Annotated in this window: 21 protein-coding genes; 10 read left to right on the top strand and 11 right to left on the bottom strand. The window is 64.4% G+C overall.

Annotated features, from left to right (window positions below; genetic code table 11):
* Nucleotides 1-696, top strand: coding sequence for an urea ABC transporter ATP-binding subunit UrtE (gene urtE / locus D2N39_RS16395; RefSeq protein ID WP_119135862.1), 696 nt, complete (start codon nucleotides 1-3; stop codon nucleotides 694-696).
* On the opposite strand, the gene D2N39_RS16390 is transcribed toward urtE, so the two are convergent.
* Nucleotides 697-1419 (bottom strand): sulfotransferase-like domain-containing protein, encoded by a 723-nt coding sequence (locus D2N39_RS16390; RefSeq protein WP_119135875.1) that lies wholly within the window; start codon nucleotides 1417-1419, stop codon nucleotides 697-699.
* A gap of 11 nt (nucleotides 1420-1430) precedes the next feature.
* Nucleotides 1431-2330, bottom strand: coding sequence for a D-amino acid aminotransferase (locus D2N39_RS16385; RefSeq protein WP_119135861.1), 900 nt, complete (start codon nucleotides 2328-2330; stop codon nucleotides 1431-1433).
* A 142-nt stretch (nucleotides 2331-2472) separates the two neighbouring features.
* Between D2N39_RS16385 and msrA the strand changes: the two genes are divergently transcribed.
* Nucleotides 2473-3117, top strand: a complete 645-nt coding sequence (gene msrA / locus D2N39_RS16380) for a peptide-methionine (S)-S-oxide reductase MsrA (RefSeq protein ID WP_119135860.1) — start codon at nucleotides 2473-2475, stop codon at nucleotides 3115-3117.
* A 21-nt stretch (nucleotides 3118-3138) separates the two neighbouring features.
* Here the strand turns inward: msrA and D2N39_RS16375 are convergent, their stop codons facing one another.
* The 9 genes from D2N39_RS16375 to D2N39_RS16335 form a co-directional block, all read right to left on the bottom strand.
* Nucleotides 3139-3447, bottom strand: a complete 309-nt coding sequence (locus tag D2N39_RS16375) for an antibiotic ABC transporter (protein WP_119135859.1) — start codon at nucleotides 3445-3447, stop codon at nucleotides 3139-3141.
* A 100-nt stretch (nucleotides 3448-3547) separates the two neighbouring features.
* Nucleotides 3548-5500, bottom strand: coding sequence for an oxidoreductase (locus tag D2N39_RS16370; RefSeq protein ID WP_119135858.1), 1953 nt, complete (start codon nucleotides 5498-5500; stop codon nucleotides 3548-3550).
* Nucleotides 5501-5662: 162 nt separating this feature from the next.
* The gene (locus tag D2N39_RS16365; RefSeq protein ID WP_119135857.1) at nucleotides 5663-6757 is read right to left on the bottom strand and encodes a flagellar basal body P-ring protein FlgI; all 1095 of its coding nucleotides are present in this window, start codon (nucleotides 6755-6757) and stop codon (nucleotides 5663-5665) included.
* On the bottom strand, nucleotides 6754-7758 hold the full coding sequence (locus D2N39_RS16360) for a flagellin (RefSeq protein ID WP_119135856.1): 1005 nt from the start codon (nucleotides 7756-7758) through the stop codon (nucleotides 6754-6756). Before D2N39_RS16360 ends, D2N39_RS16365 begins: the two co-directional genes overlap by 4 nt.
* Entirely contained in the window at nucleotides 7759-9192 is a 1434-nt protein-coding gene (gene flgK, locus D2N39_RS16355; RefSeq protein ID WP_119135855.1) for a flagellar hook-associated protein FlgK, read from the bottom strand.
* A 6-nt stretch (nucleotides 9193-9198) separates the two neighbouring features.
* Nucleotides 9199-10500, bottom strand: coding sequence for a flagellar hook protein FlgE (locus D2N39_RS16350; protein WP_119135854.1), 1302 nt, complete (start codon nucleotides 10498-10500; stop codon nucleotides 9199-9201).
* An 84-nt stretch (nucleotides 10501-10584) separates the two neighbouring features.
* Nucleotides 10585-11397, bottom strand: a complete 813-nt coding sequence (locus tag D2N39_RS16345; protein WP_119135853.1) for a flagellar motor protein MotB — start codon at nucleotides 11395-11397, stop codon at nucleotides 10585-10587.
* A 91-nt stretch (nucleotides 11398-11488) separates the two neighbouring features.
* A complete protein-coding gene (locus D2N39_RS16340; RefSeq protein ID WP_119135852.1) occupies nucleotides 11489-12664 on the bottom strand; it encodes an acetyl-CoA C-acyltransferase in 1176 nt (391 codons plus the stop codon).
* Nucleotides 12661-13773, bottom strand: coding sequence for a 3-hydroxyacyl-CoA dehydrogenase (locus D2N39_RS16335; protein ID WP_119135851.1), 1113 nt, complete (start codon nucleotides 13771-13773; stop codon nucleotides 12661-12663). Before D2N39_RS16335 ends, D2N39_RS16340 begins: the two co-directional genes overlap by 4 nt.
* Nucleotides 13774-13907: 134 nt before the next feature.
* Between D2N39_RS16335 and D2N39_RS16330 the strand changes: the two genes are divergently transcribed.
* Genes D2N39_RS16330 through D2N39_RS16295 form a run of 8 tightly spaced genes read left to right on the top strand, consistent with a single transcriptional unit; the run spans nucleotide 13908 to nucleotide 20677 of the window.
* A complete protein-coding gene (locus D2N39_RS16330) occupies nucleotides 13908-16193 on the top strand; it encodes a bifunctional salicylyl-CoA 5-hydroxylase/oxidoreductase (RefSeq protein WP_119135850.1) in 2286 nt (761 codons plus the stop codon).
* A 10-nt stretch (nucleotides 16194-16203) separates the two neighbouring features.
* On the top strand, nucleotides 16204-16941 hold the full coding sequence (locus tag D2N39_RS16325) for an SDR family NAD(P)-dependent oxidoreductase (RefSeq protein WP_119135849.1): 738 nt from the start codon (nucleotides 16204-16206) through the stop codon (nucleotides 16939-16941).
* Nucleotides 16938-17399: a MarR family winged helix-turn-helix transcriptional regulator gene (locus D2N39_RS16320; protein ID WP_119135848.1), complete on the top strand. Its 462-nt coding sequence runs from the start codon at nucleotides 16938-16940 to the stop codon at nucleotides 17397-17399. The genes D2N39_RS16325 and D2N39_RS16320 overlap by 4 nt, the downstream gene beginning before the upstream one ends.
* Nucleotides 17396-18214, top strand: coding sequence for an enoyl-CoA hydratase family protein (locus tag D2N39_RS16315; RefSeq protein WP_119135847.1), 819 nt, complete (start codon nucleotides 17396-17398; stop codon nucleotides 18212-18214). The genes D2N39_RS16320 and D2N39_RS16315 overlap by 4 nt, the downstream gene beginning before the upstream one ends.
* A 51-nt stretch (nucleotides 18215-18265) precedes the next feature.
* Nucleotides 18266-19402 (top strand): acyl-CoA dehydrogenase family protein, encoded by a 1137-nt coding sequence (locus tag D2N39_RS16310; RefSeq protein ID WP_119135846.1) that lies wholly within the window; start codon nucleotides 18266-18268, stop codon nucleotides 19400-19402.
* Between the two features lie 14 nt (nucleotides 19403-19416).
* Entirely contained in the window at nucleotides 19417-19869 is a 453-nt protein-coding gene (locus D2N39_RS16305; RefSeq protein WP_054304338.1) for a cupin domain-containing protein, read from the top strand.
* On the top strand, nucleotides 19869-20279 hold the full coding sequence (locus D2N39_RS16300; RefSeq protein ID WP_054304337.1) for an acyl-CoA thioesterase: 411 nt from the start codon (nucleotides 19869-19871) through the stop codon (nucleotides 20277-20279). The genes D2N39_RS16305 and D2N39_RS16300 overlap by 1 nt, the downstream gene beginning before the upstream one ends.
* A complete protein-coding gene (locus D2N39_RS16295; protein ID WP_119135845.1) occupies nucleotides 20276-20677 on the top strand; it encodes a RidA family protein in 402 nt (133 codons plus the stop codon). The genes D2N39_RS16300 and D2N39_RS16295 overlap by 4 nt, the downstream gene beginning before the upstream one ends.
* Nucleotides 20678-20734: the final 57 nt, after the last annotated feature.

Genomic DNA, 20734 nt, shown 5'->3' with positions numbered 1-20734 from the left:
ATGCTGACAACCGAAGGGCTGACCCTGCATTACGGCGGCAGCCAGATCCTGAACGGCATCGACCTTGAGGCCAAGGCCGGCGTGGTGACCTGCGTCATGGGCACCAATGGCGTGGGCAAAACCTCGCTTCTGAAGGCGCTGGCCGGCACGCATCCGCGCTCGGGCGGCACGGTCACGCTGGATGGCGAGGCGCTGCCGGTCCTGCCCGCGCAACAGATGGCCCGGCGCGGGTTGGCCGTGGTGCCGCAGGGGCGGATGATCTTTCCGCTGCTGACGGTGCGCGAGAACCTTGAAACCGGCTTTTCGCTGCTGCCGAAGGCGGATCACAAGGTGCCCGACGAGATCTATGACCTGTTTCCGGTGCTGAAGGACATGGGCCACCGGCGCGGCGGTGATCTGTCGGGCGGGCAGCAGCAGCAGCTTGCCATCGCGCGGGCGATGATCATGCGGCCCAAGGTGCTGTTGCTGGACGAACCGACTGAGGGCATCCAGCCCAATATCATCCAGCAAATCGGGCGGGTGATCGAATATCTGAAGGCCAAGGGCAATATGGCCATCATTCTGGTCGAACAGTATTTCGATTTTGCCTTCGATCTGGGCGACCAGTTCTATGTGCTCAAACGCGGCGCGGTGAACCTGTCGCATCCGAAAGAGGGCCTGACGCGCGAGGCGCTGCAAGCCGCGCTGAGCATCTGATTACGCCCCAAGCGCGTATTGGCGCAGCCGGTCGTAATGCGGCAGCGCGGCCTCGACCAGCCGCGCATATTCGGGCGCAAGGTCGGGCAGCGGGCCTTCCGGAGCATCAAAGCCGGTGGAGGCGTGAACCGCATTATACCAATGCGGCGCCCAAGCCCCGTCAAAGGGCTTCGGCCCCGCAGGCCAGCGCAGCATGTTTTCGGTGAACGGTATATTCAGGGCCGCGCAAAGGGCGCGCAGGCTGGTCGCCGGATTGGCGCGGATGTCCTCACTGTCCACCACAACCGGCGTCACGCCGGTCATGTCGGCTACCTGATCGAAAAGCTCGGTCTGCTGGGCAAAGCCAATGTCGGCCAGCGTCGGGCTTTCGCGCTTCCTGGAATAGCTTGCCACCACCCGCGCCGGATGGCGGATCAGGAAGACATTGGTCAGCCCGCGCAGGAAGCCGCGATCAAAGCCGGGGATCATGTGAAGCGTCATATGCTTTTGATACCACAGCGGTTTTCCGTCAGGGTTTGGCCCCAGACAGGCAGCGGCGACCTTTGCCGGATCGGTCTTGCCCGCCGCGATCACCTCTGCCGACATCGGATGGTCGATGCCGGTGGCAGCCAGATAGGCGGCATAGAAGGGTTCATCCCAGACCGCGCAATCACCGCGCGCGGCGAAGGCATACATCATGGCGGTCGAAAGATTGCGCGGGCCGCTCCACATCGCGATTTTCATGGTGCTGACCGTCATGCCAGCACGAGTTGCTTGTAAAGGCCGCGCAGGCGTTCGGTCATCGGACCCATCTGACCATCGCCGATCTGCCGTCCGTCGATGCTGCCGACAGGGGTTTGCGCGCCGAAGGTGCCGGTCAGAAAGGCTTCATCCGCCGAATAGGTATCGACGAGGCTGAAATTCCGCTCGAATACCGGAATGGCATTGGCCCGGCACAGGTCGATCACCTTGCGGCGGGTGATGCCGTTCATGCAATAATCGCCTGTTGAGGTCCAAACCTCGCCTTTCTTCACGATAAAGAAGTTGCAGGCATTGGTCGTGTTCACGAAGCCATGCACGTCCAGCATCAATGCCTCGTCCGCCCCGGCCTTTTGCGCGGCGATACAGGCGAGAATGCAGTTCAGCTTGGAATGCGAATTCAGCTTAGGGTCTTGCGTCATCGGCAGCCCGCGCAAATGCGGCACGGTGGCCAGCGTGATCGGGCGCGGGATTTTCGGGCGCGAGTGTTCCATGATAATGGTTACTGTCGGCCCCTGCTGCGACAGTTGCGGATGCTGGAACGGCCGGGTCTTCACCCCGCGCGTCACCATCAGCCGCGCATGGGCGTCGGTGGTCATGCCGTTCGCGGCCTGCGTGTCGCGCAGCGCCTGTTCCAGCTCTGCCGCGGTCATGCCGATGTCGAGGTCGATGGCCTTCGCCGCCTCGAACAGCCGGTCCAGATGTTCGCCAAGGAAGGACCAGCGCCCGTCGTAAAGCCGCATCCCCTCCCACACGCCGTCACCCATCATGAAGCCGGAGTCGTAAACCGAAACCACCGCCTCGGCCTTGGGCACGATGCGACCGTTCAGGAACAGCATCAGGTTTTCGTTGCGGGCGTCGTCTTCGGCCTGATGGGTGGAAACGTGATCGTTCATGGCGCTCTCCTGTTCGCGGCCCACGCTAGGGCGGCGCCCGACGGGGTTCAAGATGCCATGCCCTTGTCCGATCACGCAGGCTTGTGTTGTCCTGCGCACCTTCATCGGGCGAGCCTGTCTGAAGATATGATCGGAGGGGGCGATGCGACGGATCTATACGATTCTGGCGGTGGCTATCGTGCTGACGGCAGGTGCGGCTGTTGGCGCAGCGCGTGCGGCCGAGGAAAAGGCCGTGGTCGCCGGGGGCTGTTTCTGGTGCGTCGAGGCCGATTTCGAAAGCGTCAAAGGCGTGAAATCGGTCATTTCGGGCTATACTGGTGGAAAGGTGCAGAACCCCAGCTACAAGCAGGTTTCGGCCGGTGGAACCGGCCATTACGAGGCGGTCGAGATCAGCTTCGACAACAGCGTCATAAGCTATCACGACTTGATTGCGATGTTTCTGCGGTCAGTCGATGTCACGGATGCGGGTGGGCAGTTTTGCGATCGGGGCGACAGCTATCGCACGGCGATCTTCGCACGCGGCGGAGAACAGCAGGCGGCGGCAGAGCAGGCAGTGGCCGAGGCACAAGTCGCGCTGGGACAGAAGATCGTGACTCCCGTTGTGAAGGCCGGGCGGTTCTGGCCCGCCGAGGAGTATCACCAGAACTACTATCGGTCGTCCGACATCGTGCTGACACGGGCGGGCCCGAAGCAAAAGAAAAAAGCCTACAAGTTTTATCGCAAGGCCTGTGGCCGCGATGCACGGGTCCGCGCCCTGTGGGGCGAAATGGCCTTTCGCCACCCCTGAGCTTTCATCCCGTCTGATACGTCAGGCGGTGCGCAGGCCCTGTGTGCCAAGACGTTGAACATTGTCGCGGGTGCGGTCGCGCACAGGGGCCAGCGCAGCCATGGCAACCTGACCAGCACCCTGCCCACCCATGAGGGCCTGCCCCGCGGCCAACAGCGAATGCACCGCCGCTTCGGCCTTTTCCTGCACCATGCGGACAGGTTCGTCCGAGGTGACATTCCAGACCCCTGCCATCCCCCAAAGCCGCATCGCCACAACCATCTGCGCCTCTGCCAGCATCAGGCCGGTTTCCATCGACAGCAGCGTTGCCTCTTCCGGGGTAAAGAACATTACGGGTCTCCGGTTACACGGCTTTCATCAAGCCGTCACATCAGAATGACCGCATGTGATTGCGGCGCAAGCATGACGCTAGGTCAATGCGACAAAAGTCTTAATCCAGGATACCGCATTTCAGGCCCTCCAGCACCGCATCCTCGGCGCTGCGCGGGGTCAGCGCATCGCCGATAACCTCGATACGGCCGGGCCAACCGGCCAACGCCGCCGCCAGATCACGGTTGCTGTCATGACCCTGCACCAGCACCAGCGTATCCACGTTTTCCGCCAAGATGGCGTCGCCGCTGGCGGAATGGGTGAAATAAACGCTGTCTGTATCTGCCCCGAACAACCGCGCATAGGGCCGGATTTCAACACCCAGCCGGTGGAGTCGCGCGGCCATTTCGTCGCGCACATAGAAGGGGAGGGTTTCACCGGGCGCAATGCCCTCGACAAACAGGCGCACGGAACAGCCGTCACGGGCAAGCTTTTCCGCGAGCCCCATGCCAATCCAGTCGCCGCGCCAGTCGGCGATCACCACGCGACCGCCCGGATTGCCCTCTCCTCGCAGAACTGCCCAGGCATCCAGCACATGCGCCCCTTCGGTGTCGATCGCGGGCCAGCGTGGGCGGGCGCCGGTGGCGAGGATGAGCCTCTCCGGCGCCTCGGCCACCACCAGATCGGCTGTAACCGGCGTGTTCAGGCGAATTGTCACGCCCGCCTCACGCGCCTCGCGCAGCAGGTTGGTGACGATGCCACCGAACTCGGCCCGGCCCGGCAGCAGTTGTGCCAGAAGGGCTTGCCCCCCGGCCTGCGGCCCGGCCTCGCACAATGTGACCATATGACCCCGTGCGGCCAGAACTGCCGCAGCCTTCAGACCCGCCGGACCCGCCCCCGCAATCAGCACACGCTGCGGTCGCGCTGTCGGCGTCTTGCGCGCAGCCAAGGTGGTTTCCCGCCCGGTTTCCGGGAACTGGATGCAGGAAATCGGATAACCGCGGTGGAAATGCCCGATGCAGGCCTGATTGCAGCCGATACAGGCGCGGATCGTATCAGGCTTCCCGTCCCGCGCCTTGGCGGGCATCGCCGGATCGCAGATCATCGCGCGGGTCATCCCGCAAAGGTCGGCCTGACCCGCCGCAACGATGGCCTCGGCCTCCTGCGGCTGGTTGATCCGGCCCGTCACGATGACCGGGCGGCTGACCACAGCTTTCACCCGCGCCGACAGTGGTGCGGTATAGCCCGCAGCATAGAACATTGGCGGCACGATATGAATCGCCCCCGAAAGCGAGGCGGAATTTCCTGCGGTGATATGGAAGCAATCGACCAGACCTGCCGCATCAAGACGGCGGCATATCTCGACCGTTTCGGCCTGATCCAGCGCCTCGACATCGCGTTCGTCGCCGCTGATCCGCAGGCTGATCGCAAAGTTCGGCCCGTTGGCCGCCCGGACCGCGGTTGCGATTTCGGTCAGGAACCGCATGCGGTTGTCCAGCGACCCGCCGTAGTCATCGGTCCGCAAGTTGACGGCAGGGTTGAGGAATTGGGCTGGCAGATAGCCGTGCGAGGCCACGATCTCGCACCCGTCAAAGCCCGCCTTGCGCATCCGCGCTGCGCTTTCGGCATAGCCCTGCACGATTTCGGCAATCATGCCGGGGTTCAGCGGGATCGGCATGACACGGAAGCGCGAATTCGGCACGGCAGAAGGGGCGTAGGCGATGGCGGCGGTGCCATCGTCCGTTTCCATGATTTCGCGTCCGGGATGAAAAAGCTGGCCGAAGATCCGGGTGCCATGCGCCTGAACCGCCTGTGCCAAGCGGGCATAGCCCGGAATCGCGTCATCCGATGTCGCCATAAGCATATGCGAGGTATAGCGCGCCGTCTCATGCACACCCGACACCTGCACGACGATCAGCCCGGCCCCGCCTTCGGCCCGCGCGCGGTGATAGGCAATGAGCCGGTCCGTGACATGGCCGTCGTCAGCCATCACCGTGTCATGCCCGGTCGAAACGATACGGTTCGCAATTTCGACCATGCCGATGGGGATCGGGGAAAAGAGGGTCTCAAACATGGCTGGCTCCGGCTGCGTCAGGCCGAGCATCGTGCGTCAGGCCACCCTCGGCAAGCATGGAGCCGACACCGGGCGCGATAAATTGCGACCAAAAGCAATGCAATGTCGCAACGGATCGCGCATCCGGGCTGACCCCCCCCGAGGCAAGGGTGCCGGACATCGCTATTGCACGATGAATTCTGCATGCAGGGCGCCAGCCGCATTGATGCTTTTCAGAATGTCGATCATGTCATGCGGCGCCACCCCCAGTGCATTGAGGCCTGAAACCACCGATGACAGGCTGGTGCCTTCGGTCAGTTCGGCCAGTCCGGTGCCGGGTGCCTTGGTGACCGAGGCCTGGCTGCGCGGCACGACGACGGTTTCGCCCTGGCTGAACGGGTTGGGTTGCACCACCATCGGAGCCTCCTCAACCGTCAGGGTCAGGTTGCCTTGCGCCACCGCCACGCTGCTGATCCGCACATCCGCCCCCATTACAATGGTGCCCGACCGTTGATCGACAATCACGCGGGCACGGGTTTCGGGTTCGACCAGCAGGTTTTCCAGCCGTCCGATCACATGCGCGGGCGAGGCCATCCGGCTGCGCCCGAGATCCAGCGCGACCGTGCCCGCATCGGTCATCAACGCGACATTGCGGCCGAATTCGCGGTTGATCACATTTTCAATCCGTGCGGCTGTGGTGAAGTCTGGTTGGCGCAGGGCCAGACGGATCGCCGTGACCGAGGTAAAATCGAACTCCACCTCGCGCTCGACCCTCGCGCCGGAAGGGATCACGCCTGCCGTGGGCACGCCCTGAACCACCCGTGCTGCCTGTCCCTCGGCCGCGACTCCGCCTGCGATGATCGTGCCTTGGGCCACGGCGTAGATCTCGCCATCCGCACCGTTCAGCGGCGTCATGATCAGTGTCCCGCCCAGAAGGCTTTTCGCATCGCCGATGGCCGAAACCGTCACATCGATGCGCCCGCCGGATCGCGCAAAAGGCGGCAGCGCCGCCGTCACGAATACGGCGGCGACATTCTTGGGCCGAAATTCCTCGCCCGTGACATTGACGCCCAGCCGTTCCAGCAGGTTGGCCATGATTTCTTCGGTGAAAGGGGCATTGCGGATGCCATCTCCGGTACCGTTCAGCCCGACGACCAGCCCGTAGCCCACCAGATCATTGCTGCGAACCCCGTCAAATTCCACAAGATCCTTGATGCGGACAGGGGCCGCCTGAAGCGGCGCCGCCAGCGCGATCAGCAGAAGGAGTATGCGGATCATCCGAGATAATCCGCAAGACGCAGACCCGAAAGCCGGGCGGTAAGGGCGTAGATCAGCTGCAACTGGGTTTCCGCTTCCTGCACGCGGCTTGCGGCCACGTAGGGGTCGGCAGCGCGTATCCGGCTTTCGGCCAGCTTCAGTGCCGTGGTTTCCGCAGCGTTCCGGGCTTGCGCGTCGGCAATGCGCTGCTCGGTCACGCCGAGGTCGGCGGAAAGCCCGGCGCGGGCGCTGCCGCTTCCGATCAGCACATCCGCAGCTGCAGTCAGCATCGCCGCTTTTTCGTCGCCACCGGAACCGGGCAGGTCGCGGCCTGCCAATGCTGCAAGAGAGAGACCTTTAAGCGTCTCGCGCAGGCCATCCGACAATGCCGTCGGACCAAGCTGTGCGGTTTCGCCTTGCGCGATGGCAACGGGTTCCAAAGGCGCTCCGCCTTGCCATGCGACGGTTTCGAGACCGCCCCCCGCAGCAAACCAGCTGTCCAGCCGGTCGCGCAGTTCAGCCACCGTGGCAGAGCCGTCCACCGCCAGGGCGATTTGATCAAGCAAATCCTTCCCGTTCGGAAGGGGCGGGTGATCCGTCACCGTGCCGCCAAAGAGGGCGCGCCCGTCCAGCGAGGTGTTCAGATAGCCGACAACGGAGGCAAAGGCTGCCTCGGCATCACTGGACAGGGCTGCAAAGGTCGTCTCCTGTCGGGCCGACGCGGCAGAAAGCAATTGTGGCGCCAGCTCCGTTGCGCGGCTGTCGATGGCCTGCAACGCCGTCTGCATCGTGCCGGACCACAGTTGCATTTCCGAAGTCACCGTTGCGAAAGCGTCAAGCCGGGTCAGGGACGCCGAAATCGCGGTCAAGGGGCCAAGATCGGCGTGGGTCTGGTGCACGATGTCGGCGGCGAGGCCGGTTGTCATTTCCTGTGTGTGACGGGCCAGATCGGTCTTCACGAGACCCATGTGTCGCCGCAACATGAAGCTTTGGGCCATGTCGCCCAAGGATACGAGGCTCATCTAGATCTCCATCAGTCGGGCCAGAAGATCATCCAGCACCTGAAGCACACGGGCATTGGCCGACCAGGCATTTTCGATGGCCAGCAGCGATTGCATTTCCTGATCGGTATCCACGCCACCCGCGAGTTCCTGCTCATTCAGGGCGGTTGCGCGGGCGCTGGCAAAGCTTTGCGCTGTATCGGCCGAGAGGCGTTCAGCGGCGCTGGCAGAGCCAAGATCCGACACGCGAAGGGCAAGGCTGCGCGAACCGCCGGGCAGTGCGGCGGAATCCGCCGGAAGCGCGGTTGTCATGGCGCCCTGCAAGGCAATAATGCGACTTGCGTCCCCGGCAGGGCCGAGCGTGGTCGCGCCAAGGCCATCGCGCAGCCGCCATGTGGCGCCATCAAGCGCTCCATTGACGGCAAGCCGCGCGGCAAGCCCGGTTTCATCGCCTGAAAAGGCCGTCTGCCCGTCCGTGAACAGACCGGGCGCGTCGGTCGGCAGTGTATCGTCCAGCCCGGAAAACCGCTGGATCAGATCGCGCGCCAAACCGTCAAGACGCGCTTGGGCGGTGGGGGCAAGATCATCGCGGATGGCGAATTGCGCCGAGAGACTGCCGCCTCCGATCAGGCTGTCCGCGCCGGTCGTGATCATGCGGCCGTTCAGGGTAAGACCTGACAGCGCACCGCCGTCCTGTGTCATTCCGGCTGTAATCACAGGATGCGATGTGAAAGCAAAGACGGAGCCTTTTCCTTCTACAAGCGATGCGCCACCCGGCGTGAAAAGCGCGATTGCGCCATCGGCGCGGGCAACTTCGCGGATGGGCACGAGTTCGGCCACGGCATCAATCTGCTGTTGCCGCAGGTCAAACAGGGCGGATGTATCCTGTCCGGCGATCACACTGATCTGGATGCGCGTGTTCAGATCGGCGATCTGCGCAAGACCATCGTTCAGCCTTTCAACCTGCGCCGCGATACGAGTGTCGGCATCGGATCGCGCGGCCTGAATCGTGGCGCTGGCAGCCCCAAGATGCGCAGCCAATGCGGTGGCCGCCTCGACAGCAGAACCAAGCCGCACGTCTGACTCGGGGCGGCTGGCGGCGGCAAGCAGCGCGGCATCCAGCGTATCGACACGAGCAGAAAGTGATGTTGCGGAACCGGCGGTTCCGATGGCTTGTTCGACCCGCGAAAGAAAGTTTGCAAGCGCTTCTGTGCCGGCTTCTGCGGCCTCCGCCGTTCGGCGCTCGGTCAGAAGATGCGTGTCTGTGTTGCGCAACACGGCCGCCAGCCGGACTCCCTGTCCCTGCCCGCCCAGTTCGCGCGCGGCAAGTTCTGCCGTGCGGCGCACATAGCCCGGTGTCATCGCATTGGCGACGTTGGAGGACACAAGCTCGGCCATCCGGGCGCTGACCGTCAGGCCCGAAAGGGCCGCATTCATGGCAGAGGACAGGCTCATGGCGTGTTACCGTTTGATATTGGTGGTTTCCTGCAACATTTCGTCCACGGTCTGAATGACCTTGGCATTCGACGAATAGGCGCGTTGCGTCTGAATCAGGTTGGTGAGTTCGCCGGCCACATCAGTCGTGGAGCCCTCGCGTGCATAGCCGGCGACCGAGCCGGTGGGCCCGTCCCCGGCATTCCACAGGAAGAACGACCCGGAATTGGGGGAAATGCCGTAGGTCTGATCGTTGTAAGTGGCAAGGCCGTTCAGATTGGGCACATCCACCAGCGGGATCTGATAGAGGGTGCGGGTGAAACCTGTGTCATAGGTGGCGCGCAGCATGCCGTGTTCATCCACCTCGACTTCCATCAGATTACCGACGGGAGAGCCGTTCTTGGTGATCGAGGTCGGCGCGAAATTGTCGGAAAGCTGGGTGAGGCCAGTCGCATCACCCAGCTTTCCGATCGTCAGTTCCAGCGGGCCGCCCGCGACCGAAAGCACGATTGCGCCGGTTGTGGCGTCGTAACTGCCGCCCGAAACGGCGGTGACATTGGCCAACGTGCCGCCATTGGCGCGAGTGTCATCGAAGGTCAGCACATATTCACCGATCACTGCCCCGTCCTGTGCGGAATCCGCGATGGTCATCGTCCACTGGTTCGAACGGCCGCCGGTTCCCGGTGTGGGGATGAAGGTCACGTCCAGCGTTTCCGAAGTGCCCAGATTGCCGAAATACTCCACGGACAGCGGCAGCGGATCGCCTGTGGCCGTTTCATCTGTGGCCGTGGCGGGCAGGTTGACGCCGAGGCGCACCGTCGTCGTCGGATCGCCCGCCTGCTGGTTGGAGTTGACGACAACCGGGCTCAGCCCTGTCATCGTGTCGCGCGGCATCACCGGGATTGTGCCATCGGCGTTTGCGGGCCAGCCCAGCAACACCAACCCGGTGCCCGTTCGCAGCACACCGTTTTCATCGGGACGGAAGGCGCCCGTCGTCGTCATCAGCAATTCGCCGGTGCCGCCATCCATATCGACCGATCGCATCACAGGCAGCATGCCGCGCCCGGAAACCGCAAGGTCCAGTGCGCTGGACGTGGAAACGAGCGAGCCGCGTTCGTCGATCAGGCGCGAGGAATTGGCACGTACTCCGCCAGCGGTATAGCTGCCCGCATTCTGTGCCCCACTGAGCACCAGAGATTCGAATTCCGTCCAGGCACGTTTATATCCGTAAGTGCCGGAATTTGCGATATTGTCAGAAATGGAGGCCAGACGGGTGGCATTGGCGTTCAGCCCGGCCACCCCGGCATTCAGGGCAGAGGAAATGGTCATTCGGATGGGCACCTTTCTGCGTGTCGATTCCACCTGGAAACCGACCCTGCGCCCTTGCGCTTAAGATTGCCCTAACGCCGTAACTTATCTGTCGCGGCGCAGCAGGACGACATCGACTCGGTTGTTGCGGCTGGCCATCGGATCGGACGTCACCGGCCTGCGGTCGGCATGACCGGAAATACGCCGCAACCGTGTGGCGGGCACCCCCGCGCCTTGCAACAGTCCGCGCAGCGCATCGGCGCGCGAGGCAGAAAGCTCCCACATCGGGTTGCGGGCCAGCGCCATCGGGTAGGAGCGGACATGACCGTTCACCGCCAGTTCGTTGCGCGTTATGCCCAGAACCTCGGCCAGCATGGCGGCAATGCTGCGCAGCACGGGCTCGGGCGTTGCAGTTTCGGGTGCGAACAGGGGGGCGCCTTCAAGATCGAATATCTCGATCACCAGTCCCTCGTCGGTCACTCGGGTCACCACATGGCGCAGGGCACGCTGCATCGTCATGCTTTCGCCGCTGAAAGCGGTCAGATGCTTGTCGATCTCGGATTTGATCTCGCGCAGTTCACCCGCCGCGCCGTCGCCGGTTTCCGAGGGTGAGCGCCCGCCCGCCAGTCCGGTGCCGGACCGCGCACGGGCCTCCTGTGCGAATTGTGAATCCCCGCCAAGCACATCGACTCCGCCGCCTGACGGCGAAATCGAGGCGGTCGGGGCGAAATAATCCGCCACACCCTTGCGTTGTTCTTCGGTTGTCGCGCCCAGCAACCACATCAGCAGGAAAAACGCCATCATGGCGGTCACGAAATCGGCGTAGGCGACTTTCCACGCCCCACCGTGGTGACCCTCGCCCCCGACAATCTTTTTCCGTTTGATGATGACTGGCGCGGCAGAATTCTTGCCGGCCATCACACACCCATCCTTTTACACCCATGCCCAGACTAGCCCCAGCGGGGTGAACCGGCGGTTAAAGGATAAAAGGCGCAGGATTTTTCGGGAGTCAGACTCCGTGCAGCACCAGCGCAACGCCCTGCCCCACGCCGACGCACAATGTGGCCAGCGCAGTCTGGCCGCCGGTTTCCGCCAGTTGCCGTGCGGCGGAAAGTGCGATGCGCGCGCCTGACATGCCAAGCGGATGCCCCATCGCGATGGCGCCGCCATAACGGTTCACCTGTGGTGCATCATCGGGGAGGCCCCATTGTCGCAGACAGGCCAGCGCCTGCGCGGCGAAAGCCTCGTTCATCTCGATCACGTCGCAATCGGCGGGGCGCAAGCCGGTGCGGGCGGTGATGCGTTCAACGGCTGCAACCGGACCGATGCCCATGATGCGCGGCGCGACGCCCGCGCTGGCGGCGGCACCGATTCGGGCAAGCGGGGTCAGGCCATTCGCTTTCACCGCCGCTTCCGAGGCCAGCAGCAGCGCACAGGCGCCGTCATTCACGCCCGAGGCATTGCCTGCCGTCACGCTGCCCCCCTGCCGGAAGGGCGTGGGCAAGGCGGCGAGTTTCTCCAGCGTCGTCGCACGGGGGTGTTCATCCGCGGCCACCACGGTATTCCCCTTGCGGCCCGGAATGGTGACCGGCGCGATGTCGCCCGCATGCCATGCGGCATCGTAGCGGCTTTGGCTGCGCAGGGCAAAAGCGTCCTGATCGGCGCGGGACACACCGAAATCGGCGGCGACATTCTCGGCGGTTTCAGGCATCGACTCGACGCCGAACTCCGCCGCCATGCGCTTGTGGATAAAGCGCCAGCCGATTGTCGTATCGTAAACCGCATTCGAGCGCGAAAAGGCGCTGTCAGCCTTGGGCATCACGAAGGGCGCGCGGCTCATGCTTTCGACGCCGCCTGCGATCACCAGATCGGCGGCGCCGGTGGCGATGGCGCGGGCACCGAGGATGACGGCATCCAGACCCGAGGCGCACAGCCGGTTCACCGTGACTCCCGGTACGCTTTCGGGCAGGCCGGACAGCAGGACGGCCATGCGTGCGACATTGCGGTTGTCCTCGCCCGCCTGATTGGCGCAGCCGAGGATCACCTCGTCCACCGGCAGGTCACGGCCTGCCAGCGCGGCGGTGATGGCGTGGGCTGCCAGATCGTCGGGCCGCACCGCAGACAGGCTGCCGCCGTAACGGCCGATGGGGGTGCGCTTGCCGGAGCAGAGGTAAACGGCGGTCATGCAAGGGCCTCCAGCGCGGGGGATGCGTCATAGCGGGGTTTCAGCGCGTCGGGTGCGGCGGCGCGCAGGCGGGCGAGTTCGGCCCGGATCGCAGGCAGGCCACGGGCGCGGGCGCTTTCAAACGGGCCGCGCGGGAAGTTCAGCCCCAGCTTCAGCGCGGTGTCGATGCCTGACATATCGGTGCCGCCTTCGGCCAGCAGCGTTGCGGCCTCATTGGCCAGCATCGCTTCGATCCGCAGCGCAATCGCCGCCGCATCGGCGGGGGCGGCAGGAAGCGGGTCGGGGTGGAGGAAACCCCGACCCGTCTTGCGGCCAAGATGGCCGCTTTCCACCTGCGCACGCAGCGCGGGGAACACATGATAGCGCGGGCTGCCGCCCATTGCGGCCAACAGGCTTTCGGTGGCGGCAAGGTTGATGTCGGCCCCTACAAGGTCGATCAGCTGGAACGGCCCCAGCCGATAGCCTGCCGCAACCATGGCCGCGTCGATCTCGCCTGCGTTGCGGCCTTCGTCCAGCAGCGCCAGCGCCTCGCCGTAGTAAGGCCGGGCGCAGCGGTTGACGATGAAGCCGGGCGTATCGGCGCAGGGGACGACGGTCTTGCCGGTCGCTTCGGTCAACCGGCGGGCGGTTTCGGCTGCGCCGGGCGTGGTTCCGGGCAGGGTGATGAACTCCACCAGCTTCATCACCGGCGCGGGGTTGAAGAAATGCAGCCCGACCAGACGGCCCGGATCGGTCAGGCCAACTGCAATCGCCCCCACGGACAGCGACGAGGTATTGGTGGCCAGAACCGCGTCGGAAATCCGTTCAAGCTCTGCGAACAGCGCCTGCTTGGCCTCGATCTTCTCGGCAATCGCCTCGATGATCAGGGCGCAAGGGGCGAGGTCAGCCATATCGCAGACCGTTACCTGGTCCAGCAGCGTCTCCATCTCTGCTGCGGACATCTTGCCCGAGGCGACGCGCGGGGTCAGGCCATCACGCAGGCGCTGCATGGCGCTTTCACGCGCGGGCGCCCAGGCATCCGTCACGCGCACTTCGTGACCCGCTGTGGCATAGACCTGCGCAATGCCAAGGCCCATCACGCCCAGACCGACGACTCCGATAACCGCCATTCTCGCCCTCCTGCTTTGGATCCCATGCTGAGCCTTTGGCAAAAAGATTTCAAGTCAGAAATTTCAAGCTTGAAATAACGGCGCGACGGTGGCAGCATGATTGCAAGGAACGCGAAAACCGCGGGAGGTTTACGATGAAAGTGCTCTGCCTTGGGGGCGGCCCGGCCGGTCTCTATTTCGCCATCTCGATGAAGCTGCGCGACCCGTCGCATCAGGTGACGGTGCTTGAACGCAACAAGGCCAACGATACCTTCGGCTGGGGCGTTGTGCTGTCGGATGACGCGCTGGGCCGGATGCAGAAGAACGACCCCAAATCGACCGAGGCGATCCGGTCGAACTTTGCCTATTGGGATGACATCGCCACCGTGCACAACGGCGTGCGCACCGTCTCGGGCGGGCATGGGTTCGCCGGGATTGGTCGCAAGGCTATGCTGGTTCTGTTGCAGGAGCGGGCGCGCGAACTGGGCGTAGACATGCAGTTCGAGACCGAGTTCAAGACGGCCGAGGAATATCGCAAGGAATATGACATCGTGGTCGGCTGCGACGGCATCAATTCGCTGGTGCGGCGCGAATACGAAGCCGACTTCAAGCCCGATATCGACGTGCGCAAGTGCAAGTTCATCTGGCTGGGCACGCATCAGAAATTCGACGACGCCTTCACCTTCATCTTCGAGAAAACGAAGCATGGCTGGGTCTGGGCGCATGTCTACCAGTTTGATGACAAGACCGCGACCTTCATCGTCGAAACCCTGCCCGAGACCTGGGACAAATGGGGTTTCGAGACGATGAGCAAGGAAGAGATCATCGAAACCTGCCGCCAGATCTTTGCTGCCCATCTGGGTGGGCACGAGCTGATGTCGAACGCCAATCACCTGCGTGGATCGGCGGTGTGGATGCAGTTCCCGCGCGTGATCTGCGAGAAGTGGTATCACGAGAATGTCGTGCTGATGGGCGATGCGGCGGCGACCGGGCATTTCTCGATCGGTTCCGGCTCGCGTCTGGCCTTCGATAGTGCGATTGCGCTGGCCGAATACCTGCACAGCGAACCGACGCTGGAACGCGCCTTCGAACGCTATCAGGACGAACGCCGCGTCGAGGTGCTGCGCCTGCAATCGGCGGCGCGCAACAGCCTTGAATGGTTCGAGGAGGTCGAGCGTTACCTCGACATGCACCCGACCCAGTTCGCCTATTCGCTGCTGACCCGCAGCCAGCGCATCAGCCACGAAAACCTGCGCCTGCGCGACCCGGAATGGCTCGCCTCGGCCGAGGACTGGTTCCAGGAGCAGGCGGGGGGCGAAAAGGGCCGCCGCCCGATGTTCGCGCCCTTCACGCTGCGCAACATGACGCTGAAAAACCGCATCGTGATGTCGCCCATGGCGCAATACAAGGCGGTGGATGGCTGCCCGACCGACTGGCACTTCACCCATTACGCCGAACGCGCCAAGGGTGGCGCGGGTCTGATCTATACCGAGATGACCTGTGTGTCGGATACCGGCCGCATCACCCCCGGCTGCCCCGGCCTTTACAAGCCGGAGCACGAGGCCGCGTGGAAACGGCTGGCCGATTTCATCCATGCCGAAACCACGGCAAAGCTCTGCATCCAGATCGGCCATGCCGGGCGCAAGGCTTCGACCTGTGTGCCGTGGGATGGTGGCATCGACAAGCCGCTGCCCTCGGGCAACTGGGAGATCATCGCCGCCTCGGCAATCCCCTACCGGCCCGAAAACCAGACCCCCCGCGCCATGACCCGCGCCGATATGGACGAGGTGAAGGCGCAGTTCGTGGCCTCGGCGCAGATGGCCGACCGCGCGGGCGTCGACATGATCGAGATGCACGCGGCGCATGGCTATCTTCTGGCCACCTTCATCAGTCCGGTCACCAACAAGCGCGAGGATGACTACGGCGGCAGCCTTGAAAACCGCATGCGCTATCCGCTGGAAGTGTTCGAGGCGATGCGCGCGGTCTGGCCTGCCGGCAAGCCGATGTCGGTGCGGATCAGCGCACATGACTGGATCGACGGCGGCGTGACGCCCTCCGAGGCGCTGGAAATCGCCCGCATGTTCCGCGCGGCGGGGGCCGACATCATCGACGTTTCCTCGGGTCAGACCGACCCGGCGGAAAAGCCGATCTATGGCCGCATGTTCCAGACCCCGTTCTCGGACCGTATCCGCAACGAGGCGGGCATGCCCACCATGACCGTCGGCAATATCTCGGACTGGGATCAGGTGAATGGCATCCTGATGGCAGGCCGGGCCGATCTGGTCTGCCTGGCGCGGATGCATCTGGCGAACCCTTACTGGACGCTGCATGCTGCGGTCGAGCAGGGCGATACCGCCGCCGAATGGCCGGCGCCCTACAAGGGCGGGCGCGATCTGCTGTATCGCCTGCGCGAGCGCCAGCAGGAAACCATCCGGGTCTGAGGAGACGGGCATGAGCATCGAGGGCAAGCGCGTTCTGATCACCGGCGGCGGCACCGGCGTGGGGGCCGACCTTGCGCGCGGCTTCGCGGCGGCGGGCGCCGAAGTGGTGATCGCCGGGCGCCGCCTTGCCCCGCTGGAAGATGTGGCCGCGCGGGTCGGTGCCCGCACGGTGACGGCCGATGTGACGGATGAGGAGTCGGTTGCGGCGATGTTTGCCGCTGCCGGTCCCTGCGACATTGTCATCGCCAATGCGGGCGCCGCCGAAAGCGCCCCCTTGGGCCGCACGACGCTGGCGCAATGGAATGCCATGATGGCGGTCAACCTGACCGGCGTGTTCCTGACCTTCCGTGCTGGCCTTGGTCAGATGAAAGGCTGGGGGCGGCTGATCGCCGTCGCCTCCACCGCCGGGCTGAAGGGCTATGCCTATGTCGCGCCCTATGCGGCGGCGAAGCACGGGGTGGTCGGCCTGACCCGCAGCCTCGCACTGGAGGTGGCGCGGAAGCCCGTGACGGTGAACGCGCTTTGCCCCGGTTTTCTGGATACCGAGATGACCGAGCGGTCCGTCGCCAATATCATGGACAAGACCGGCATGGATGCGGCGGCGGCGCGCGCCTCGCTGGAGGCGACAAACCCGCAAAAACGGCTGATTCAGCCCGCCGAAGTGACCGCCGCGGCACTTTGGCTCTGTGCAAACGGGTCCGAGGGGATAAACGGTCAGGCAATTGCGATTGCCGGAGGAGAGACATGACCGACCCCGCGAAGCCCGATCCGCTGTCGAAGCGCCGCCTGAAAAGCTGGATCCGCCTCTTGGGCGTGACCCGCGCCGCCGAAAACCACCTGCGCGAATTCCTGCGGGTGAACCATGACACCACGCTGCCACGCTTTGACGTGATGGCCGCGCTCTGGCGTCGCCGCGACGGCGTCACCATGAGCGAGCTGAGCCGCATGCTGCTGGTGTCGAACGGCAATGCGACGGCGGTGGTGGACCGGCTGGAAAAGGACGGGCTGGCGAAACGCACGCAAAGCGCCACCGACCGGCGCACCGTTTATGTGGCCCTCACCGAAGAGGGCCTGCGCCAGTTCGAGCAACTGGCAACAGATCACGAGGGCGAGGTGAACAAGCTGTTCGCCAGCCTCACAGAAGACGACCTCGATGCGCTGACGGAAATCCTGAAGCGCGCGGGGCAGAGGGGAGAGACGGCATGACCGAACTGGAGCTGGCGGGGCTGAAGCCCGAACATTTTCTGTGGGAGGTGAAGGACCGCATCGCCACGGTGCGGCTGAACCGTCCCGACCGCAAGAACCCGCTGACCTTCGACAGCTATGCCGAGCTGCGCGACACCTTCCGCAAGCTGGTTTACGCGACCGATGTGGATGTGGTGGTCTTTGCCTCGAACGGCGGCAATTTCTGCTCTGGCGGCGATGTGCATGACATCATCGGCCCGCTGGTCGGCATGGACATGAAGCAGCTTCTGGCCTTCACCCGCATGACCGGCGATCTGGTCAAGGCGATGATCGGCTGTGGCAAGCCGATCATTTCGGCGGTGGACGGTATCTGCGTGGGGGCTGGCGCGATCATCGCCATGGCCTCGGACCTGCGGATCGCCACGGCGGAGGCGAAGTGTGCCTTCCTGTTCACCCGCGTCGGTCTGGCGGGCTGCGACATGGGCGCCTGCGCCATGCTGCCGCGCATCATCGGGCAGGGTCGTGCAGCGGAGCTGCTGTATACCGGCCGGGTGATGCATGCCGAGGAAGGCGCCGCATGGGGCTTCTGGAACGCGCTGCATGGCGCCGGGGCGCTGGAGGCCGAGGCGCAGAAGCTCGCCACCCGCATCGCCGCCGGGCCGACTTTCGCCCATGGCATCACCAAGACACAGTTGAACCAGGAATGGAACATGGGGCTGGAACAGGCCATCGAGGCCGAGGCGCAGGCGCAGGCGATCTGCATGCAGACCCGCGATTTCGAGCGTGCCTATCACGCCTTCGTCGCGAAGGAAAAGCCGGTGTTTCAGGGCGATTGAGTGCGGACCGGGGGCCAGCCCCCGGACCCCCGGGATATTTGAGGACAGAAAATGGCAGACCGGACTTTCCTGAACTGGCCCTTCTTCGACGAGCGTCACCGCGAGCTGGCGGAAGCGGTTGACGCATGGGCGGCGGCGCATCTGCCGGTGGACCATGGCGATGCCGATGCGGCCTGTCGCGGGCTGGTGGCCAGTCTGGGCGCGGCGGGGTTCCTGCGCCATAGCGGTGCGGCCGAGGGCGAGGCGCTGGATGTCCGCTCGCTTTGCCTGATCCGCGAGACGCTGGCGCGGCATGACGGGCTGGCGGATTTTGCCTTTGCCATGCAGGGGCTGGGCATGGGTGCGGTCAGTCTGTTTGGCAGCCCTGAACAGCGGGCCTGGCTGGACCGGACGCGGGCGGGCAAGGCGATTTCGGCCTTCGCGCTGACCGAGCCGGGTTCCGGGTCTGACGTGGCGCATACCGCGACAACGGCTGAGCGCGTGCCGGGCGGGTTCCGGCTGAGTGGCGAGAAGACCTATATCTCTAACGGCGGGATCGCCGATGTCTATGTGATCTTCGCCCGCACCGGCGAGGCGCCGGGCGCGCGCGGGTTGTCGGCCTTTCTGATGCCAGCCGATGTCGCAGGGCTGGAAATCCTTGACCGGATCGACGTGATCGCGCCGCATCCGCTGGCGCATCTGCGGCTGAACGAGGTGTTCCTGCCGGACAGCGCGCTGATCGGGCAAGCCGGATCGGGCTTCAAGATCGCCATGTCGGTGCTGGATGTGTTCCGCTCGACCGTCGGGGCGGCGGCGCTGGGCTTTGCGCGCCGCGCGCTGGATGAGGCGCTGGCGCGGGTGCAGGTGCCGCGCGTCAGTGGCGGGACGCTGGCCGATTACCAGATGGTGCAGGGCCATATCGCCGATATGGCGCTGGAGGTCGATGCCGCGGCGCTGCTGATCTATCGCGCGGCATGGGCCAAGGACAGCGGTGCCGCGCGGGTCAGCCGCGAGGCGGCGATGGCCAAGCTTTACGCCACCGAGGCGGCGCAGCGGGTCATCGACACCGCGCTGCAACTGCATGGCGGCGATGGCGTGCGGCACGGGTTCGCGGTGGAAAGCCTTTACCGCGAGATCCGGGCGCTGCGCATCTATGAAGGCGCGACAGACGTGCAGAAAGTGGTCATCGCGCGCTCGGTTCTTGGCTGATCAGGGAGGACGGCATGAGCAAGGCACTGGACGGCGGCATCACCCGCAACGGCACGGGGATCGAAGGTCTCGAATGGAACATCCTCGGTCAGCGGTATTTCCCGAAGGCCGATTGCGACGCGGCTTTCGCCTTTGAAACCAACAGCGAACCGGGCCAGTTCGTGCCCGTGCATATCCACCCGACGCAGGACGAGTTCATCCTCGTGCAGGAGGGAGAGCTGCATCTGAAGCTGGACGGCGTGTGGTCGGTGGCGAAGGCGGGCGATCTGGTGCGGATGCCGCGCGGCGTGCCGCATGGCTATTTCAACAAATCCGACAAGCCCGCGCGAGCGCTGTTCTGGGTCTCGCCCGCAGGCAAGCTGCGTGACCTGTTCGAGGTGCTGCATGACATGACCGATGTCGATGCGGTGGTGAAAGCCTCTGCCGAACACGATGTGGATTTCCTTCCGCCGGAGGCCAACGACTGATGATCTACGAGCGGCTCATCCAGATCGAGTTCAATCACTGCGATCCGGCGGGGATCGTGTTCTATCCCCGCTATTTCGAGATGACCAATTCGGTGGTCGAGAATTTCTTCGCCGATGTGGTGGGCCGCAGTTTCGCGCAGATGCATCTGCAAGGCGGGGCGGGGGTGCCTACCGCGCGGCTGGAGGCGAATTTCCGCGCCCCCTCACGGCTGGGTGAGAAGGTGACCTTCGGGCTGGAACTGCACCGCGTCGGCGGCAGCAGCGTCAACCTGACGATCACCGCCCGGCTGGGCGACGAGGTGCGGATGGTGGCGGAGATCACGCTGGTCTGGGTGGAAGGGCTGAAAGCCGCCCCCTGGCCCGAGGACATGCGCAGGCGCATGGTGGAATTCATGGAGGCAAAGGCATGACGATCGAGGCACTGCACCCGAAAGGGTGGAAGGCGACACCGGGCTATTCCAACGGGATGGCGGCAACCGGGCGGATGGTGTTCACCGGCGGCATGATCGGCTGGAACGACCAGCAGGAATTCGAGACCGATGATTTCGTGGGGCAGGTCGAAACTGCGCTGAAAGGCATCGTGGCGGTTCTGGCAGAGGCCGGGGCGAAGCCCGAACATCTGGTGCGGCTGACCTGGTATGTGACGTCGAAACACGAATACCTCGACAGCCTCAAGGATTTGGGCCGCGTCTACAAGGCGGTGATCGGGCGGCACTATCCGGCGATGGCGCTGGTGCAGGTGGTGGCGCTGGTCGAGGACCGCGCGAAAGTCGAAATCGAGGCCACGGCGGTCATTCCGCAGGGCTGACACATCCGGCAGAGGCGCGCAGAAGACGCGCCCTGCCATCATCACATGGGAGACTGA

It is taken from the genome of Gemmobacter lutimaris (assembly GCF_003570715.1).
GTDB classification, from domain to species: domain Bacteria; phylum Pseudomonadota; class Alphaproteobacteria; order Rhodobacterales; family Rhodobacteraceae; genus Gemmobacter; species Gemmobacter lutimaris.
Note: the sequence above shows the minus strand (reverse complement) of the source record. Positions and strands in the feature narration are given on the sequence as shown.

Bases quoted from the DNA above. Each gene is read 5' to 3' on its own strand.
- D2N39_RS16370 (WP_119135858.1), bottom strand. From the start codon at position 5,500: ATGTTTGAGACCCTCTTTTCCCCGATCCCCATCGGCATGGTCGAAATT.
- D2N39_RS16385 (WP_119135861.1), bottom strand. From the start codon at position 2,330: ATGAACGATCACGTTTCCACCCATCAGGCCGAAGACGACGCCCGCAAC.
- urtE (WP_119135862.1), top strand. From the start codon at position 1: ATGCTGACAACCGAAGGGCTGACCCTGCATTACGGCGGCAGCCAGATC.
- D2N39_RS16375 (WP_119135859.1), bottom strand. From the start codon at position 3,447: ATGTTCTTTACCCCGGAAGAGGCAACGCTGCTGTCGATGGAAACCGGC.
- flgK (WP_119135855.1), bottom strand. From the start codon at position 9,192: ATGAGCCTGTCCTCTGCCATGAATGCGGCCCTTTCGGGCCTGACGGTC.
- D2N39_RS16310 (WP_119135846.1), top strand. From the start codon at position 18,266: ATGGCAGACCGGACTTTCCTGAACTGGCCCTTCTTCGACGAGCGTCAC.
- D2N39_RS16315 (WP_119135847.1), top strand. From the start codon at position 17,396: ATGACCGAACTGGAGCTGGCGGGGCTGAAGCCCGAACATTTTCTGTGG.
- D2N39_RS16300 (WP_054304337.1), top strand. From the start codon at position 19,869: ATGATCTACGAGCGGCTCATCCAGATCGAGTTCAATCACTGCGATCCG.
- D2N39_RS16325 (WP_119135849.1), top strand. From the start codon at position 16,204: ATGAGCATCGAGGGCAAGCGCGTTCTGATCACCGGCGGCGGCACCGGC.
- D2N39_RS16360 (WP_119135856.1), bottom strand. From the start codon at position 7,758: ATGAGCCTCGTATCCTTGGGCGACATGGCCCAAAGCTTCATGTTGCGG.
- D2N39_RS16335 (WP_119135851.1), bottom strand. From the start codon at position 13,773: ATGGCGGTTATCGGAGTCGTCGGTCTGGGCGTGATGGGCCTTGGCATT.
- D2N39_RS16305 (WP_054304338.1), top strand. From the start codon at position 19,417: ATGAGCAAGGCACTGGACGGCGGCATCACCCGCAACGGCACGGGGATC.
- D2N39_RS16330 (WP_119135850.1), top strand. From the start codon at position 13,908: ATGAAAGTGCTCTGCCTTGGGGGCGGCCCGGCCGGTCTCTATTTCGCC.
- msrA (WP_119135860.1), top strand. From the start codon at position 2,473: ATGCGACGGATCTATACGATTCTGGCGGTGGCTATCGTGCTGACGGCA.
- D2N39_RS16350 (WP_119135854.1), bottom strand. From the start codon at position 10,500: ATGACCATTTCCTCTGCCCTGAATGCCGGGGTGGCCGGGCTGAACGCC.
- D2N39_RS16340 (WP_119135852.1), bottom strand. From the start codon at position 12,664: ATGACCGCCGTTTACCTCTGCTCCGGCAAGCGCACCCCCATCGGCCGT.
- D2N39_RS16345 (WP_119135853.1), bottom strand. From the start codon at position 11,397: ATGGCCGGCAAGAATTCTGCCGCGCCAGTCATCATCAAACGGAAAAAG.
- D2N39_RS16320 (WP_119135848.1), top strand. From the start codon at position 16,938: ATGACCGACCCCGCGAAGCCCGATCCGCTGTCGAAGCGCCGCCTGAAA.
- D2N39_RS16390 (WP_119135875.1), bottom strand. From the start codon at position 1,419: ATGAAAATCGCGATGTGGAGCGGCCCGCGCAATCTTTCGACCGCCATG.
- D2N39_RS16295 (WP_119135845.1), top strand. From the start codon at position 20,276: ATGACGATCGAGGCACTGCACCCGAAAGGGTGGAAGGCGACACCGGGC.
- D2N39_RS16365 (WP_119135857.1), bottom strand. From the start codon at position 6,757: ATGATCCGCATACTCCTTCTGCTGATCGCGCTGGCGGCGCCGCTTCAG.